Source organism: Virgisporangium ochraceum (assembly GCF_016863655.1).
Classification (GTDB): domain Bacteria; phylum Actinomycetota; class Actinomycetes; order Mycobacteriales; family Micromonosporaceae; genus Virgisporangium; species Virgisporangium ochraceum.
On sequence record NZ_BOPH01000047.1, the window covers coordinates 1 to 15480 of the forward strand.

The 15480-nt window shown below is 71.8% G+C and carries 15 protein-coding genes; 4 read left to right on the plus strand and 11 right to left on the minus strand.

Annotation, left to right across the window (positions count from 1 at the left end; genetic code table 11):
• Positions 1–331: 331 nt before the first annotated feature.
• Positions 332–1048, minus strand: a complete 717-nt coding sequence (locus Voc01_RS18130) for a lysophospholipid acyltransferase family protein (RefSeq protein WP_203928635.1) — start codon at positions 1046–1048, stop codon at positions 332–334.
• 232 nt (positions 1049–1280) lie between these two features.
• Between Voc01_RS18130 and Voc01_RS18135 the strand changes: the two genes are divergently transcribed.
• A complete protein-coding gene (locus Voc01_RS18135; protein WP_203928636.1) occupies positions 1281–2243 on the plus strand; it encodes a DUF308 domain-containing protein in 963 nt (320 codons plus the stop codon).
• 55 nt (positions 2244–2298) lie between these two features.
• Here the strand turns inward: Voc01_RS18135 and Voc01_RS18140 are convergent, their stop codons facing one another.
• From Voc01_RS18140 to Voc01_RS18170, 7 genes are all read right to left on the minus strand, one after another.
• Entirely contained in the window at positions 2299–2679 is a 381-nt protein-coding gene (locus tag Voc01_RS18140; RefSeq protein WP_203928637.1) for a nuclear transport factor 2 family protein, read from the minus strand.
• A 100-nt stretch (positions 2680–2779) separates the two neighbouring features.
• Positions 2780–3574, minus strand: a complete 795-nt coding sequence (locus Voc01_RS18145; protein WP_239160289.1) for an alpha/beta hydrolase — start codon at positions 3572–3574, stop codon at positions 2780–2782.
• The gene (locus tag Voc01_RS18150; RefSeq protein WP_239160293.1) at positions 3571–4887 is read right to left on the minus strand and encodes a flavin-containing monooxygenase; all 1317 of its coding nucleotides are present in this window, start codon (positions 4885–4887) and stop codon (positions 3571–3573) included. Before Voc01_RS18150 ends, Voc01_RS18145 begins: the two co-directional genes overlap by 4 nt.
• A gap of 549 nt (positions 4888–5436) precedes the next feature.
• Positions 5437–6102 carry an endonuclease/exonuclease/phosphatase family protein gene (locus tag Voc01_RS18155; protein ID WP_203928639.1) on the minus strand — a complete coding sequence of 222 codons (666 nt, stop codon included), beginning with the start codon at positions 6100–6102 and terminating at the stop codon, positions 5437–5439.
• A 35-nt stretch (positions 6103–6137) separates the two neighbouring features.
• Entirely contained in the window at positions 6138–7085 is a 948-nt protein-coding gene (locus tag Voc01_RS18160) for an ROK family glucokinase (protein WP_203928640.1), read from the minus strand.
• Positions 7086–7090: 5 nt separating this feature from the next.
• The gene (locus Voc01_RS18165; RefSeq protein ID WP_203928641.1) at positions 7091–7639 is read right to left on the minus strand and encodes a hypothetical protein; all 549 of its coding nucleotides are present in this window, start codon (positions 7637–7639) and stop codon (positions 7091–7093) included.
• The gene (locus Voc01_RS18170; protein WP_203928642.1) at positions 7636–8085 is read right to left on the minus strand and encodes an SRPBCC family protein; all 450 of its coding nucleotides are present in this window, start codon (positions 8083–8085) and stop codon (positions 7636–7638) included. Before Voc01_RS18170 ends, Voc01_RS18165 begins: the two co-directional genes overlap by 4 nt.
• An 84-nt stretch (positions 8086–8169) precedes the next feature.
• On the opposite strand from Voc01_RS18170, the gene Voc01_RS18175 reads away from it, so the two are divergent.
• From Voc01_RS18175 to Voc01_RS18185, 3 genes are read left to right on the plus strand one after another with little or no spacing between them, the layout of a single operon-like run.
• On the plus strand, positions 8170–9939 hold the full coding sequence (locus tag Voc01_RS18175) for an AMP-dependent synthetase/ligase (RefSeq protein WP_203928643.1): 1770 nt from the start codon (positions 8170–8172) through the stop codon (positions 9937–9939).
• 46 nt (positions 9940–9985) lie between these two features.
• Positions 9986–11641, plus strand: a complete 1656-nt coding sequence (locus Voc01_RS18180; RefSeq protein WP_373873833.1) for a sensor histidine kinase — start codon at positions 9986–9988, stop codon at positions 11639–11641.
• Between the two features lie 27 nt (positions 11642–11668).
• The gene (locus Voc01_RS18185; RefSeq protein WP_203928645.1) at positions 11669–12340 is read left to right on the plus strand and encodes a response regulator transcription factor; all 672 of its coding nucleotides are present in this window, start codon (positions 11669–11671) and stop codon (positions 12338–12340) included.
• On the opposite strand, the gene Voc01_RS18190 is transcribed toward Voc01_RS18185, so the two are convergent.
• The 3 genes from Voc01_RS18190 to Voc01_RS18200 form a co-directional block, all read right to left on the minus strand.
• Positions 12337–13452 (minus strand): glycosyltransferase family 4 protein, encoded by a 1116-nt coding sequence (locus Voc01_RS18190; RefSeq protein WP_203928646.1) that lies wholly within the window; start codon positions 13450–13452, stop codon positions 12337–12339. The two genes, Voc01_RS18185 and Voc01_RS18190, sit on opposite strands and share 4 nt — an antisense overlap.
• Entirely contained in the window at positions 13452–14705 is a 1254-nt protein-coding gene (locus Voc01_RS18195) for a M48 family metallopeptidase (RefSeq protein ID WP_203928647.1), read from the minus strand. Before Voc01_RS18195 ends, Voc01_RS18190 begins: the two co-directional genes overlap by 1 nt.
• Before the next feature lie 316 nt (positions 14706–15021).
• Positions 15022–15276, minus strand: coding sequence for a hypothetical protein (locus tag Voc01_RS18200; protein WP_203928648.1), 255 nt, complete (start codon positions 15274–15276; stop codon positions 15022–15024).
• Positions 15277–15480: the final 204 nt, after the last annotated feature.

The window sequence follows — 15480 nt, forward strand, 5'->3', positions numbered from 1 at the left end:
CCCAGCGCCCAGCGCCCAGCGCCCAGCGCCCAGCGCCCAGCGCCCAGCGCCCAGCGCCCAGCGCCCAGCGCCCAGCGCCCAGCGCCCAGCGCCGATCTTGCAGTTCTGGCCGCCGTTTTGTCATGTTCAAACACGTCTTGTCCCGGCCACAACTGCAAGATCGGCGCGGAACGTGGGGCCGGCGCGGAACGTGGGGAACCGCGCGGAACGGGGCGAGCCGCGCGGACCCCCCGGAGCGGCGCGGAACCCTCGCTGGGCGACACGACACGTGGGTCGGGCGGCGCGGGACGCAGGGCGGGCGGCGCGGGACGCAGGGCGGGCGGGAGCCCTCTCAGGCAGCGGCGGCGGTGGCCGGCTGCGGGTCGGGGGTCTTCGCGGCAGCGGTCTTGGCCTTCTGGGCGTAGATGTCGATGTACTCGCGGCCCGAGAGCTGCATCAGCTCGTACATGATCTCGTCGGTGATCGCCCGCTCGATGAAGCGGTCGCCGGACATGCCCTGGTACCGCGAGAAGTCAAGGGGCTTACCGAACACGATCCGGGGGCGCCGAAGGTTCGGAATGATCTGACCGGTCGGCTGGATCTCGTCGGAGTTCAGCATCGCCACGGGCACCACCGGCGCGCCGCTCTCCAGGGCCATCCGGGCGACACCGGTCTTGCCACGGTACAGCCGGCCGTCGGGCGAGCGGGTGCCCTCCGGATAGATGCCGAACAGGTTGCCCTCCTCCAGCACCCGCATACCGGTATCGATCGCCGCCTGGGCGGCCCGCCCACCGGAGCGGTCGACCGGGATGCAGCCGGTACCGACGAAGAACATCTTCGTCAGCCAGCCTTTGAGGCCTTTTCCGGTGAAGTACTCCTGTTTGGCCACGAATGTGACCCGCCGCTTGACGCTCAGCGGCATGAAGATCGAGTCGGAGAACGAGAGGTGGTTGCTGGCGATGATGGCCGGCCCGGTGTCTGGGACGTTCTCACGACCCTCGACCAGCGGCCGGAAGACCACCTTCAGCACAGGACCCAGAATCACGTACTTGAGCAGCCAGTAGAGCATGCTCGTCCTTCCACCCGCCGCATGCCGGTACACCCGGCGACACAGAGCCTACGGATCTGGAATACCTCACAGCAACGCGCGGCACACACTCGCACTGCCGCGCACGGGTGCGGACGTGTCAGGATTCTTCCCAAGGCTGGAAGCAGTTGACCTGTCGCCGTGGGAGGCGACGGGTGGGCATCCCGCGGCGGAACCGGTCGCCGCGGCTTGTTCCGGCGGAAGGGGGCGCGGCGTGCCAACGACGGGCGGACGGCGAGGACGGCGCGACAACGGTCTGATGGCGTCCGCGTACGAACCGGTCGGCGACGTCGACCCGCGGGTGGGCGAGCACCTGCTCGACGTCCTCGGCACCAGGGGCATCGCGGCGTACCTGCAGCCGTCGACCGACCTGCACCCGATCACCCGCACCACGAGCCTGCCCGCCCGCCCCACCGACCGGCTGTTCGTCGACCGCGAGCAGGTCGACACCGCCCGCGCGTTCGTCCGGCGGGTCACCGCCGAACAGGCGGCCGAACGAGCCGCGGAGAGCGCCGCCGAGCGAGCGGCGGAAAGAGCCAAGGACCGGGCGAAGGAGCCGGCCGAGGCCGCCGATCCGCCCGCGGTCGCGTCGGAGTCCGAGTCGGACGGCGAGGACCCGGTCGACCGCCGCCGCGACCAGTCCCGCCGGCACCTGCGCCGCCGCACCGACCCGAAGCCGCAGCCGTTGCCGGGTGAGGCCGCCGAGCCCGACGTCGACTCGGCGTGGGCCGCGATCGTCGCCGGCTACCACCTCACCGCAGAAACCGACGGCACCACCGACACCGGCCCGAGGGTGACGCTCGACCCGCCGCGACTGCTCCCGACGATCGACCCGAACGCCGAGCCGCGGCCGCGCGCCGAGGAGCCCGAGCCGTCGCTGCTCGACGCGCTCGACACGTTCGGGGCCACGCTCCCCGACGTCGACGAGGACGACGAGGGCTACACGCCGCCACCGGCACCGCCGCTGCCCCGCATCTCGGCCGCCGCGGCGCTGGGCGTGGCCGCGATCGTGGGCGGCCTGCTGCTGTTCGTGTGGCCCGACCTGATGCCGCTGGCCCGCAATACCACGCTGGTGCTGGCGTTCGGCCTCATCGTGGCCGGGTTCGGCACCCTGATCTGGCGGCTGCGCCCCGGCGACGACGAGGACGACGACTACGACGACGGCGCCCGCATCTAGCGGCGCCGTCCCGCCGCATCCAACGGCGCCGCGCTCAGGCGCCGTGCCACCGCGATCAGGCGGCGGCCGCGTCCGGGATCATGACGTACGCCGTCACGTAGGTCAGCGTCTGCGCGGCGATCAGGCCCTCGCGCAGCACGAACGACTCCGTCGCCTCGATCATCAGGGTGTCGGTTCGGCCGCCGCGGCCGCTCCACTCCAGCACGCCGATCTCGCCCGCCGTCAGCACCCGGTGGCAGCGGAACTCGGCGTCGGTCTGGTACCGGGAGAACCGGTCGGCCAGCCAGCGGACCCCGTCGTGGCCGAAGGCCTCGCCGTCGGGGTGGAGCACGATCACATCGGGTGCGTAGTTGGCCAGGAGATCGCCGTCGAGGTCACCGGCGGCCCGCCGGCGTAGGTGGTCGTCAAGGACGTCACGGGTGGACCGGTACCGCATGAGGAGTGCCGCCTAACCAGAGGTGGGGGGTTGCATTATCTACCCGCAGCCACCACTGGGTAAACAAAATCCTACGATCTGTCACATTGACCGAAAGATTTCAGGGGTTCTTCTCCAGCCAGTCGAGGATCGCGTCCAGGGGTTCGGCCCACTTCGCGTCGAGCATCAGGTCGTGTCCCATGCCCGGGAACAGCAACGGGGCGCCGTGGTAGCGGCGGGCGACGCGCTCGAGGTCCGCGCGCGACACCAGGCCGTCGTCGGGAGAACCCACCACGAGGACCGGCGGAGCGCCGACCGGCTCCTCGGGTGCCCGCACCTGGCAGAGCTGCCACTGGGCGCGCGCCGAGGCCCGGCCCCGCCGGGACACGTAGTCCCGCTGCCGGTCGGCCGGCAGGTCGGCGCTGAACAACTGGCCGCGCCGCGGGCGCAGCCGTCCCCCGAAAGCCGCCGGCAGCACGCCGAGCGGGTTGCGCGCGCACGCGGTCACCGCGGCCAGAGGCCCGCCGAAGACGGGCGCGACCAGCGCCGCGGCCCGGACCGGATACCGCGCCAGCGCCATCGCGACCACGAGCGCGCCGGCGCCGTGACCGATGAGCACGGCCTGGCGCGGCAGCCCGGCCGCGACCTGCGTGACGTCGTGGACGTACGCCCGGAGCCCGGCCTTCGGCGCGGTGCCGCTGGACCCGTGACCGCGCAGGCTCATCGCGTAGGCCGGGAAGCCGCGACCGGCGGTGTGCTCCAACCAGTGCTCGGCGTAGACCCAGGCACCCTGCCCGAAGCCCGGCACGAACAGCACCGGCGCACCGGTCGCCGGGCCGTCGGGCTGCACGGCCAGCACCTCCCGCGAGACCGGCAGCGGCGGGTCCGACCACTCGTCCGGACGCATGACCCTCATGCCGGTACCCTCTCCAGGCTCTTGAGCGCGCGCTCGAGGGCCTTCAGGTAGACCCAGTGGCTGACCTCGAGCCAGTGTCGGCTGGAGTCCTTGACGTCGGCGTCGGAGTACTTGCCGCCCGGCTCGACCGCTTTCCGCCACCACGCCGACGCCCGGTCGGGTGCGGTGTCGTTCAGGCGCAGCCACGCGGCGGCCAGCTCGCTCTGCCAGTGGCAGATCGTGAAGATGCCCGAGTCGGGCTGCACGAGGCCGACGAAGCTCAGCGTCGGGTGGGCCGGCGAGAACAGCTGCCAGCGCAGGTGCGGACGGCCCCGGTCGTCGCCGCCGTAGAGCCGCGGTGCCAGGAACTCGAAGCGCGGCAGGTAGCCGGTGGCGAGCACGACCACCTCGGGGTCGGCGGTGCTGCCGTCGGTGAAGACCACCTGGTTGCCGTCGAACCGCTCGATGTCGGGCACGGGCGTGATCCCGCCGTGGCCGACGTGGTAGACGAGCTGGCTGTTCGAGATCGGGTGCGTCTCGTAGATCTTGTGGTCGGGCTTCGGCAGGCCGAACCGCTGCAGGTCGCCGACCGTCAGCCGCATCGTGAAGTGGAACAGCCACTGGCGGATCTTCAGCGGGACCCCGAGGCCGAGCACCCGGTCGTTGACCTGGTCGGCCGGCTTGCCGAACGCGTACTTCGGCGCGTACCAGTAGCCGCGCCGGCTGGAGTGCCAGCACCTCGCGCCCTGCTGCGCCCCCTCGACGGCGATGTCGCAGCCGGTGTTGCCGGCGCCGACCACCAGGACCCGCTTGCCGCGCAGCTGTGCCGCGTCCTTGTAGGCGCTGGCGTGCAGCACGGTGCCCTGGAACGTGTCGAGGCCCGGGTAGCTGGGCAGCTTCGGTGCCCAGTTGTGCCCGTTCGCGACCACCACGGCCGCGTACCGCAGCGTCTTCTCCGACCCGCCCCGTACGCCCTTGACCGTGACGTCCCACGACGTGTTCGGGTCGTCCTCGTTGGTCGGCACCACCTTGACGACCTCGGTGCCGAACCAGATGTGCTCGCGCAGCCCGAAGTGGTCGGTGTACCGCTCGAAGTAGGCGAGCAGCCGCGAGTGGTGGGGGTAGTCCGGCCAGTCGTCGGGCATCGGGAAGTCGGGGAACTGGGTGAACGGCTTGCTGGAGATGAGGTGGGTGCTGGCGTACACCGGGCTGCGGTCGTGCCGCCAGTTCCAGGCTCCGCCGACCCCGGTCTCCCGTTCGTAGCAGTCGACGTCGAAGCCGTGCTGCTTGAAGTTCTTGATCGCGGCCAGTCCGCTTCCGCCGGCGCCGATCACGCAGACCGCCTCGCCCCGGTCGGAGACGTTCGCCGTGGGCGCGGCCGTGCCGGCGGCGGGCTTGTCGTTTCCGCTGCGCGGCGCCGGGACCGAGGGGGAAGCGCCCGGCACGGACGGCCACCCGGTGACCGGCTGCCCCGCGACCGGCTGTCCTGCCGGCTGCCCCGCGACCGGCCCTGACGGCTGCCCTGCCCGCGGAGCCGACGCCGACGGCCGCTCCACCCCTGGCACGGACGGTACGTCTCTCCGCGGCACGGGAACCCCGCCGTCGGACCGTTCCGCGCCCGCGCCCCGGCCCGCCGGCGCCACCTCATCACCCACCGCGTTCTCCCCATTGCAGAACAGCCCCGGCGGGCATCTTCGCCGCCCCCGTACGGATTTGTCCAGCGGCGCCGGCCCGCGCCCCCTCTCCGTCGTCGATCTTGCAGTTGTGGCCCTCCCCAAACACGTGCCAATCACCACAAAAGGGCGGCCACAAGTGCAAGATCGACGCAGCGGGGAGCGCGGCGGGCGCGGCGCGCGGGGGCGGGCGCGGGGGGCGCGAGGCGGCTAGGACGGGAGGGCCAGGTCTACCACTAGTGGAAAGTGGTCGCTGGCGGCCCTTGCCTGGTCGGAGTCGATCAGGCGGTAGTCGAGGACCTCGATGCGCGGGTCGACGAAGATGCCGTCGATGCGGCGCCGCGGGGAGGCGCAGGAGTAGGTGAAGATGTTGCCGCACTCCTTGGCGTCGGCGGCGTCGACCAGCCCGTCGGCCAGGGTGCGCCAGCCGCCGCCACCGGGCTCCTCGTTGAGGTCGCCGGCGACGAAGTACGGCTCGTCGAGCGCGGCCAGGTGGTCCTTCAGCAGCTGCGCCTGGCTGACCCGCTCGGTGGCGTCGAGCGACAGGTGCGTCCCGACGGCCACGAACCGGCTCCGGCCGATCGTGCACCGCGCGAACACCGCCCCGCGCATGTGCCGGCCCGGCGTGAGCGGGAACTGCACGTTCCACGTCTCGCGGACCCCCACCCGCAGCGTGGTGAACGCCGAGTTCCCGAGGGCCCACAGCCCGCCACCGGTGTGGAGCATCCCCCACTGGCGGGCCAGCCGCGCGTTCTTGCCCCGCCACCGGAAGCGGCGCGGCGCCTCCTGCACCAGCACCAGGTCGGGGGCCTCACCCCGCACCACGGCGGCCAGCGCGCGCAGGTCGTCTCGCGAGCTGTGGATGTTGTACGACATCACACGAATCTTGTGCACGGATGCCCTTCCGAATATCAGCGACGCCGAGCCAGATCGGCCGCGCCGACGACACCGGCCTTGTTACCCATCAGCGCCGGCCGCACCTCGCCGACCGGCAACCGGCCGCGCTGCGACAGCGCCTCGTCGAAGTGCCTGCGCACCGGCGCCAGCAGCAGGTCGCCGGACTCGACGACGCCGCCACCGATCACCAGCACCTGCGGGTCGAAGATCTGCACCAGGTCGGCCAGCCCGGTGCCCAGCCAGTGGGCGATCTGGTCGAACGCGCCGAGCGCGGCCTGGTCGCCGGCCTTCGCCGCCTGGGTGACCAGCGGACCGTTGATCGCCTCCACCGAGCCGTTGGCGAGCTTCAGCAGCTGCTTGGCGGCGTCGGGGTCGTCCTTGGCGGCCTGCTGGGCGAACCGCACGAGCGCGCTGCCGCTGGCGTACTGCTCCAGGCAGCCGAGCCGGCCGCAGCCGCACAGCTGTCCGCCCGGCACCGACGTGACGTGTCCGACCTCGCCGGCGATGCCGTGCGAGCCGCGGATGAGCTGCCCGCCGATGACGATGCCCGACCCGATTCCGGTGCCCACCGCCACGAGCACCATCGAGTCGTCGGCGTCGCGGCCGGCGCCGAACAGGAACTCCGCCCACGCCGCGACGTTGCCGTCGTTCTCCACCACCACCGGGATGTCGACCTGCGCGGCGATGAGGTCGCGCAGCGGCTCGTTGCGCCAGGCCAGGTTGGGGGCGTACAGCACCGTCGCCCGGCCCGCGTCGATCCAGCCGGCGGCGCCGATGCCGATCGCGGAGACGTCGTGCGCCTCCCGCAGCTCCTCGATCACCGACACCGTGCGATGCACGATCTCCTCGGTGTCGCCGGCCGGCGTCGGCCGCCGGGTCTGTGCGAGCACCTCACCGCGCTCGTCGACGACGGCACCGAGGACCTTGGTGCCGCCGATGTCGACCCCGATGGTCAGCGTCACGTGTTCTAGATCTCCTCGGCTGGTGGTTCGGTGGGGGCCTTCGGCTTCACGGCCTTCTTGGCCATCGGCTTCGGCGGGTCCGGCGTCGCGGCGGGTGCTGGGGGTACGGCCGCGCCGGGCGCAGGGCTTTCGGTGGACGCGGGTGCGGCCGCCGCCGTGGGAGAAGCGGTGCCCGCGGCTTCCGCCTCGGCGGCCGCCCTGGTCGCCGCCGCCCACGGATCCTCCGTGGACGTCTCACGGGTGCCGGAGGCCTTCGTGGTGCCGGTGGCACCACCGGTACCAGGGTTTCCGATGTCACTGGCGGCGCGCGCCATGGTGCGCAGGAAGCTCGCCACCCCCGACGCGAGGTCGCCCGCACCGGTCGCCAACTTCTCCGCGACGTTCGGGTTGGGGTCACGCGCGGCCGCGATCGCCTTGCAGACCGGGCACACGCAGCATTCTGCCGACCCGGTGGCGAAGCCGCTGAGGTTCTCGGCCGCCACCGAGGCACTTCCCAGCACCGACGCGATGAGCCGCTCGGCCTCTTCCCGTGGATCCTTGTTGGACTCGGTCATGTCGAAAGACTTTCTACCCGACGCTTCAGGTCCCGCAGAGCGAAATCCATGATGGCCTTCTCCGCCTTGCTCCGGAACATGCCGAACATGCCCAGGTTCACATCGACCGCGAGCGAGTACGTGACGGTGGTCGTCCCGTCGGGACCGGCCACGATGTCGTACGACCCGTCCTGCCTCTTCTGCAGCTTGGTCGGCTCCACGAGGTGCCACTCGATGCGGGAGATGTCCTCGGCGTACTCGTACTGGAGGGTGTACTCGTCGGTGAGCACGCTGGCGTCGAGGGCGAACCGCACCTGGCTCGCGTACCCGTCCTCGTACTCCTCCACCACCTCGACCGACTTCATCGCCGACACCCACTCGGGATACCTGGCGAAGTCGCAGATGACCTCAGCCACCTTCTCGGGCGGCGCGGCGATCGTGATCGACTGCGTCGACGTGTCCGTCATGGTGGGCAGGCTACCTGGTAAGCGCCGGCACCTGCCGGGGGCGCGGTACGGTCACGGCAACCCCGACAGAGGAAGGAGACGGGCATGCGCGAGGTCGAGGTACCGCCCGTGGCCACGATCGCCGACGACGCGACCCTCTCCGACGCGGTCTGGGCCAACGCCGAACGCACCCCCGACGCCGTCCAGTTCCAGCGCCGCACGGCGACCGGCTGGGAGGACGTCACCTGCGCGCGGTTCCGCGACGAGGTGACCACCGTCGCCAACGGCCTCATCGCCGAGGGGGTCCAACGCGGCGACCGGGTCGCCCTGATGAGCCGCACCCGTTACGAGTGGACCCTGGTCGACTACGCGATCTGGGCCGTGGGCGCGGTCACGGTACCCATCTACGACAGTTCCAGCGCCGAGCAGGTGGCGTGGATCATCGAGGACTCCGGCGCGGTCGCGTGCGTCGTGGAGACGAACGAACACCGCGCTCACGCTTCGTCCACCGGTCTCGAAAAGATCTGGACGATCGAGGGTGACGGGCCGACGCTGGCCGACCTGCACCAGCCCGGCGCCGACAGCGCGGAGCTGAACCGGCGACGGCGCGACACCCGCGCCGACGACCTCGCCACGATCATCTACACCAGCGGCACCACGGGCCGCCCCAAGGGCTGCGTTCTCACCCACCGCAACATCGACTTCAACGCCGCCAACGGGCTCGCGGGACTCGACGACTACGTCAACGCGCGCGGACGGACGCTGCTCTTCCTGCCGCTGGCGCACTCGTTCGCCCGGCTGATCCAGGTGGCGGTGGTGCGGACCCCGTGCCTGATGCGGCCCGACGCCGACATCAAGAAGCTGCCCGAGGCGATGCGCGAGTTCCAGCCGACGTTCCTGCTGGCGATGCCGCGCATCTTCGAGAAGGTCTACACCTCGGCGAAGCTGCGCGCGCACGCCGACGGCAAGGGCGCGATCTTCGACCGGGCGGAGAAGGTCGCGATCGCGCACAGCCGGGCCGACGGGAAGCCGGGGCTGCTCCTCAAGGCGCAGCACGCGCTGTTCGACCGGCTCGTGTACACGAAGATCCGGGCCGCGCTCGGCGGCGCCTGCGAGATGAGCATCTCCGGCGGCGCGCCGCTCGGCGAACGGCTCGCCCACTTCTTCCGCGGCGTCGGGGTCACCGTGTACGAGGGCTACGGGCTCACCGAGACCTCCCCCGGCGTCGCCATCAACCTGCAGCACGCCATCCGGGTCGGCACGGTCGGACGGCCGCTGCCCGGCGTGACCGTGGCCATCGCCGACGACGGCGAGATCCTCGTGCGCGGCGGCAACGTGTTCCAGGGCTACTGGAGGAACGAGCAGGCCACCGCCGAGGTGCTGAAGGACGGCTGGTTCCACACCGGCGACCTCGGCAGCCTCGACAAGGACGGGTACCTGAAGATCACCGGTCGCAAGAAGGAGATCATCGTGACGGCCGGCGGCAAGAACGTCGCGCCGGCGGTGCTCGAGGACCGCCTACAGGCCCACCCGCTCGTCAGCCAGAGCATGGTGGTCGGTGACGGCAGGCCATTCATCGCCGCCCTCGTGACGATCGACCAGGATGCGTTCGCCAAGTGGCTGGAGTCGAACGGAAAGCCGGCATCGGCGACCGTCGAAACTCTACGGAGTGACCCGGAACTGCGCGGCGAGGTGCAGAAGGCCGTTGATGCCGCTAACCTCGCCGTGTCCCGAGCCGAAGCCATCCGGGAGTTCCGGATTCTCCCCCGTGAATTCACCGAAGAGGCGGGCGAGGTGACACCGTCGCTGAAGATCAAACGAAATGTCGTTCTGAAGGGGTACGCCGACGAAATCGCAGCGATCTATGGCGGGTGAGAGCGGCTGGCAGACCGTCCACACCGAAAGCGGATCCTGGCGGGCCATTCCGCCGGAGGCGCGGGTGCGGGTCCCTCCGCCGTGGCCCCGGATCTCCCTGACACCGGTCATCAGCCGCGGAACGCTGCTGGTCCTGGCGGCGGTCATGTCGCTGTGGGCGACCGAGGACGCGCGGGTACTCGGCTGGCTCGGGCTGCTCACGCTCGCCGCGGTGCCGTCGCTGCTCGGAGCCGCCCATCCGGTGATCGGGCCGCTGGCGCGGCTCGCCGAGGTGGTGCTGTGCGGGCTGGCCGCGGCGGCGGTCGCGGCCGAGTCGGAGCCGGCGATGGCCGGTGCGGTACTGCCCTACCTGAGCGTGCCGGTGGTCGTCGCCGTGCTCTACGGCCACCGGATCGAGGCGTTCGCGCTGATCGCCGGCGCCGCCGGCGTCCTCACCGGCGCGGGTGCCACCGACGGGCTGGTCGGCGACGTCGGCTACCTGCTCGCCTGCGCCCAGTGGCTCATCGTCAGCGCGCTCGCCGGCGGCATCATCGGGTCGATGCGGCGGCGCCTGCAGAACCGGCGGACCGCGCCCCAGCCCTACGCCGAGGCGGCCCGGCTGCTCACCCAGCTCCGCAGCGTCGCCCGGCAGCTGCCCGGTGCCACGCTCGACCCGGGCGGGCTGGCCGAGCATCTCATCGAGGAGGTGCGCGCCGCCGTCCCGGTCACGCGGGCCGCGGTGCTGTCGGCCAGCGGTGGCGGTCGGCTGGTGGTCCTCGCCCAGCACGGCACCGACCGCGTCGACTGGGAGACCGCCCTCGACGCCGACTCGGCCATCGCCGACGCGTGGGCGAGCCAGCAGCCGCAGACGTCGGCCCGGTCGCAGAGCCGCACCTCGGTGCCGGCCGGAACCGAGGTGTCCGCGCTGGTGGTGCCGCTGGTCGCCGGGGTCCGCACGATCGGGCTCGTCGCGATGGAGACCGACAGCGCCGGCGCCTACCCGCAGCCGGTCATCCGGCGGGTGGTCGACGTGGTCGGACCGGCCGCGATCCGGCTGGAGGCGGCGCTGCTGTTCGACGACGTCCGCACGATCGCCACCACCGAGGAGCGGCAGCGCCTCGCCCGCGAGATCCACGACGGGGTCGCGCAGGAGCTGGTGATGGTCGGGTACGGCATCGACAACACGCTCGCCGCGCTGCCCGACTCCCCCGACTCGGCGCCGGCCATCGAGGAGCTGCGGGTGCTGCGGGCCGAGGTCACCCGGGTCATCACCGAGCTGCGGCTGTCGCTGTTCGAGCTGCGCAGCGAGGTCGACCGGTACGGCGGCCTCACCGCCGCGGTCGCCGACTACGCCCGCACCATCGCCGCGACCGGCGGCCTGCGGGTCCACTTCACGTTGAACGAATCGACGGCGCGCCTACCCGCCGCCGTCGAGGCCGAACTGCTCCGGATCGCGCAGGAGGCCATCACGAACGCGAGAAAACACGCGGGTGCCGAGAATCTCTGGGTCACCTGCGTCGTTGATCCGCCGTACGCGAACATCGAAGTTTCCGATGATGGATCGGGAATCGGGGATTCGCGTCCGGATGGGCGGTACGGTCTTGCGATCATGAAAGAGCGAGCAGACCGTATCCGCGGGCGCCTCGAGATCAAGCCGCGGAATCCGACCGGTACGACGGTCGCCGTCGTACTCGGCACGGCCACCCGACGCGGTAGCGTGTGACATCACGAAAGGGAGAGAGCACCGCGTATGACCACCACCAACGCGACCCCGACGACGCGCACCAAGGTGCTGCTCGTCGACGACCACGACCTGATCCGTCGCGGCCTGCGGCACGCTTTCGAGCGCGACCGCCAGTTCGAGGTGGTCGGGGAGGCCTCGACTGCCGCTGAGGCGATCCGGCTGGCCGGAGCGTTACAGCCCGAGGTCGTCATCATGGACCTCCGCCTGCCCGACGGCAGCGGCCTGGAAGCCACGCGGGCCTTGCGCAAGAACAACGCGACGATCGGCATCGTCGTCCTCACCATGTACGCGGGCGACGACCAGCTGTTCGGAGCGCTCGAGGCCGGCGCGAGCGCGTTCGTGCCGAAGACCGCACCCGCCGACGAGGTGGTGGCGGCCGCCCGGCACGCGGCGTCGGCGCCGTCGGCGTTCACCGCCGCCGACCTGGCCGAGGCGATGAAGCGGCGGCTGGCGCCGCAGGGTCCCCAGCTCTCGCCGCGCGAGGGTCAGGTGCTCCGCCTGCTCGCCGACGGCATGAGCGTGGCCGGCATCGCCAAGCAGCTGTTCGTCTCGGAGTCCACGGCCAAGACCCACATCTCGAAGCTCTACGAGAAGCTGGGCGCCGCCAACCGGGCACAGGCTCTGATGACGGCCCTGCGTCTGGGCCTCCTCGAGGCTCCGGACGCACCGAAGTTCTAGCCGGGATGCAGCAGGCGGGCCAGACGGTCCGCCTGCGCGTCCCATTGCCACTGCTTCTCGACCCACGTGCGGCCGGCTCGGCCCATCGTTCTCGCCTTGTCGCGATCTGAGAGCAGGGTGACGAGGCGGTCGGCGATCTGTTCCGTGTCGCGGCCGTTCACCACGTAGCCCGTCTCGCCCTCTTTGACGGCGTCGGGGGCGCCGCCGCTGTCGCCGGCCACGACCGGCAGCCCGGTCGCGGACGCTTCGAGGTAGACGATGCCGAGCCCTTCGACGTCGAGGCCTCTGCGGCGGGTGCGGCAGGGCATCGCGTAGACGTCGCCGGCGGCGTAGTGCTCGGGTAGGGCCTGCCACGGGACCGAGCCGGTGAAGACGACGTGCTCTTCCGCGCCTGTGCTTCGTGCGAGCTTCGTGAGGCGGTCGCGGTCGGGGCCGCCGCTGACGATCAGGAGCTTCGCGTCGGGGACCTTTCTCCGGACCGCCGGCAGCGCCCGGATCAGCATGTCCTGCCCCTTGCGCGGGACGAGCCTGCTGACGCACACGATCACCGGACGATCGTCCAATTGATGCTTTTTGCGAACCTCTGACCCGTCGACGTCCGGGTGGAAGGTGTCGGTGTCGACGCCGGGCGTGAGCCGTTCGAGGTTGCGGAGCAGGGGCTGCAGCCGCACCCGCTGGTACTCGCTGAGGTAGGTCGACACGTCGACGTGCCTGCCGATGCTGTTCAGCATGGCGCGTGCGCCGGGCAGGGCGGCCCAGCCGACCTCGTGGCCGTGGGTCTGCGCGACCGCGCGTCCGATGCCCTTCCTCTTGAGGCCCTTCGCGAGCAGACCGAGGGGCGCCGCGGCGCCGAACCAGACGGTGTCGCAGCCGTGCGCGCGGGCGAGGTCGGCGGCGCGGCGGGCCACGCGCGGGGTCGGCAGCAGGACGGAGGTGCGGTCGCGCACGACCTCGAACGGCTGCTCGGCGTCGAACTCCCGCGCGCCGCGCCAGCTCGACGCGTAGACGACGAGGTCGTCGGCCGGCTGACGCACGGCGAGCTTGTGCACGAAGATCTGGATGCCGCCCGGTCGCGGCGGAAAATCATTGGTGACCAGGAGCGTGCGCGCCATCAGTGCGACCTGGCCCAGGCCCGCGCCATCGCGATGCGCTGGACGGCCGTGGGGTGCGAGCCGGTGAGCGCGTGCTCGATCGGGTTCGGGTCGGGGTCGGCCAGGTTGACCGTCGCGAGGCGGCTCATCATCGTCTCGTAGGTGGCCGGGTCGCCGGTCACCTCGAGGGCGTGCGCGTCTGCCCGGCTCTCGATCTTCCGCGAGACGAGCCCCTGCGCCGGTCCGGCGAGCACGCCGCCGATGGTGCCGATGACCAGCAGCAACGCGATCGCCCGCGGCTCGGCGATGTCGTCGACGCCGGCTCTTCGCAGCAGCGGTGTCCACGCCCCGAGGATGAACACGACGAGGACCGCGCTGGCGGCGCCGAGCGCGCCGAGGAGCGTGCCGGTGAGCACGTCGTTGGACTTGGCGTGGCTGAGCTCGTGTGCGACGACGCTGCGGACCTCCGCGTCCGACACCTCCGTCAGCAACGTGTCGTAGATGACGATGCGCCGGGTTGCCCCGTACCCGGAGACGTACGCGTTGACCGCTTTCGTCCGCCGTGACGCGTCGGCCACGAGAACGTCCTTGACGGGGACGCCGTCGCGCTGGGCCATGGCTAGCAGGTCCGTGCGCAGCTGGCCGGCCTCCATCGGCGTGAACCGGTTGAACAGCGGCTCCACCAGCACGGGGAACACGAACGTGAGGGCCATCATCAGCACGGCGGCCCCGGCCGCTCCGACCGCCCACCACCAGCGCGGGAACAGCCTGGTGACCGTGAAGAACCCCACGATCGCCACTCCACCGACGACCGCGCCGACGGCGTAGCCCTTGAGCAGGTCGACGAGCCACGCCTGCCACGTCTGGGTCGACAGCCCGTAGTCGCGGAGCACGCTGTGCCGCCACGCCGCGAACGGCAGCGTGACCAGCTCGCCGATGAGCACGATGACCAGTCCGCCGAGGATGGCCCGGCCCAGCCAGTGCCCCCCGAACGGCCGTCCGACCAGCTCGACCAGGCGGGCACCGAGCGGCGTGAGCCCCAGCACCAGGGCCACGAGGAGCGCCACGCCGAGCGCCCCGTACGTGCCGGGCCGCAGCGCCGAGTGGAACGCCCGCCCCTTGGCGACCGCGTCGGCCGGCAACCCCTGGAGCGCGTCGAGCTGGTCGGCCCGTGGCGCCGGCGCCGTGGCCCAGGGCACCCGAAGCACCAACACGACGGCGATCGCGACCAGCAGCACAGCCAGCACGGAAGCGGCCAGCACCCGATGAGACATCGCGGCCATCCTATGGGGTGACGCGACCGGTCCCCCGCCAGACCACCACCCCGACGCGCGCGCCGCCGAAGACCCGGCCTCGGCCGGGACAGGGCCGGGGCTGCGGGGACAGCGCGGGCCTGCACGGGGCTGCGGGGACCGCGCGGGACTCCGCGCCGGGACCGTGTGCGTGGCCGCGCGGACTCCGCGCCGGGACCGCGCCGGCGGTGGTGCCACCCGCCGACGCGGCCGTCCATCCGACTGACCGCCGGCCAGCGCAGCACACGGCCCGGGTGGCACCGGCCGGGCGGCGGTCGTTCCACCCGGCCGGTGCCTGTCAGGCGGCGGAGCCGCCCCGCCGGACCAGACGCAACGGCGGCGGCCCCTGCTCCGCCACCGGTGCCCGGCCGGTGCTCACGGACGGTGGCTCCAGCAGGGTCACCTCGAACCCGGCACGGGCCAGCGTCTCGATCGCCCAGAGTTCGTCGCGGTCGAGCAGTTCGACCTCGGGCGGTGGTTCGAGCAACGCCGCCACCAGGCAGCCGTCGCACCCCGTGGAGCGACGGGGGCACTTCGTGCAGTCGACGAGCATCGCTCCTCCTCCGCGATCGTCATCTGCACGGCACGTTACGTGGGGGGTACGACAAAACCGCCCGACCGCCTCGGGCCGCCTCCCCAACCTGCGCCGATCTTGCAGTTGTGGCCCCCGATAAATCCGCCAAAATGCGCCTAAAGAGGCGGCCACAACTGCAAGATCGGCGCGGAAAAGGCACGGGGCGCGCGGCGCGGGACGGGC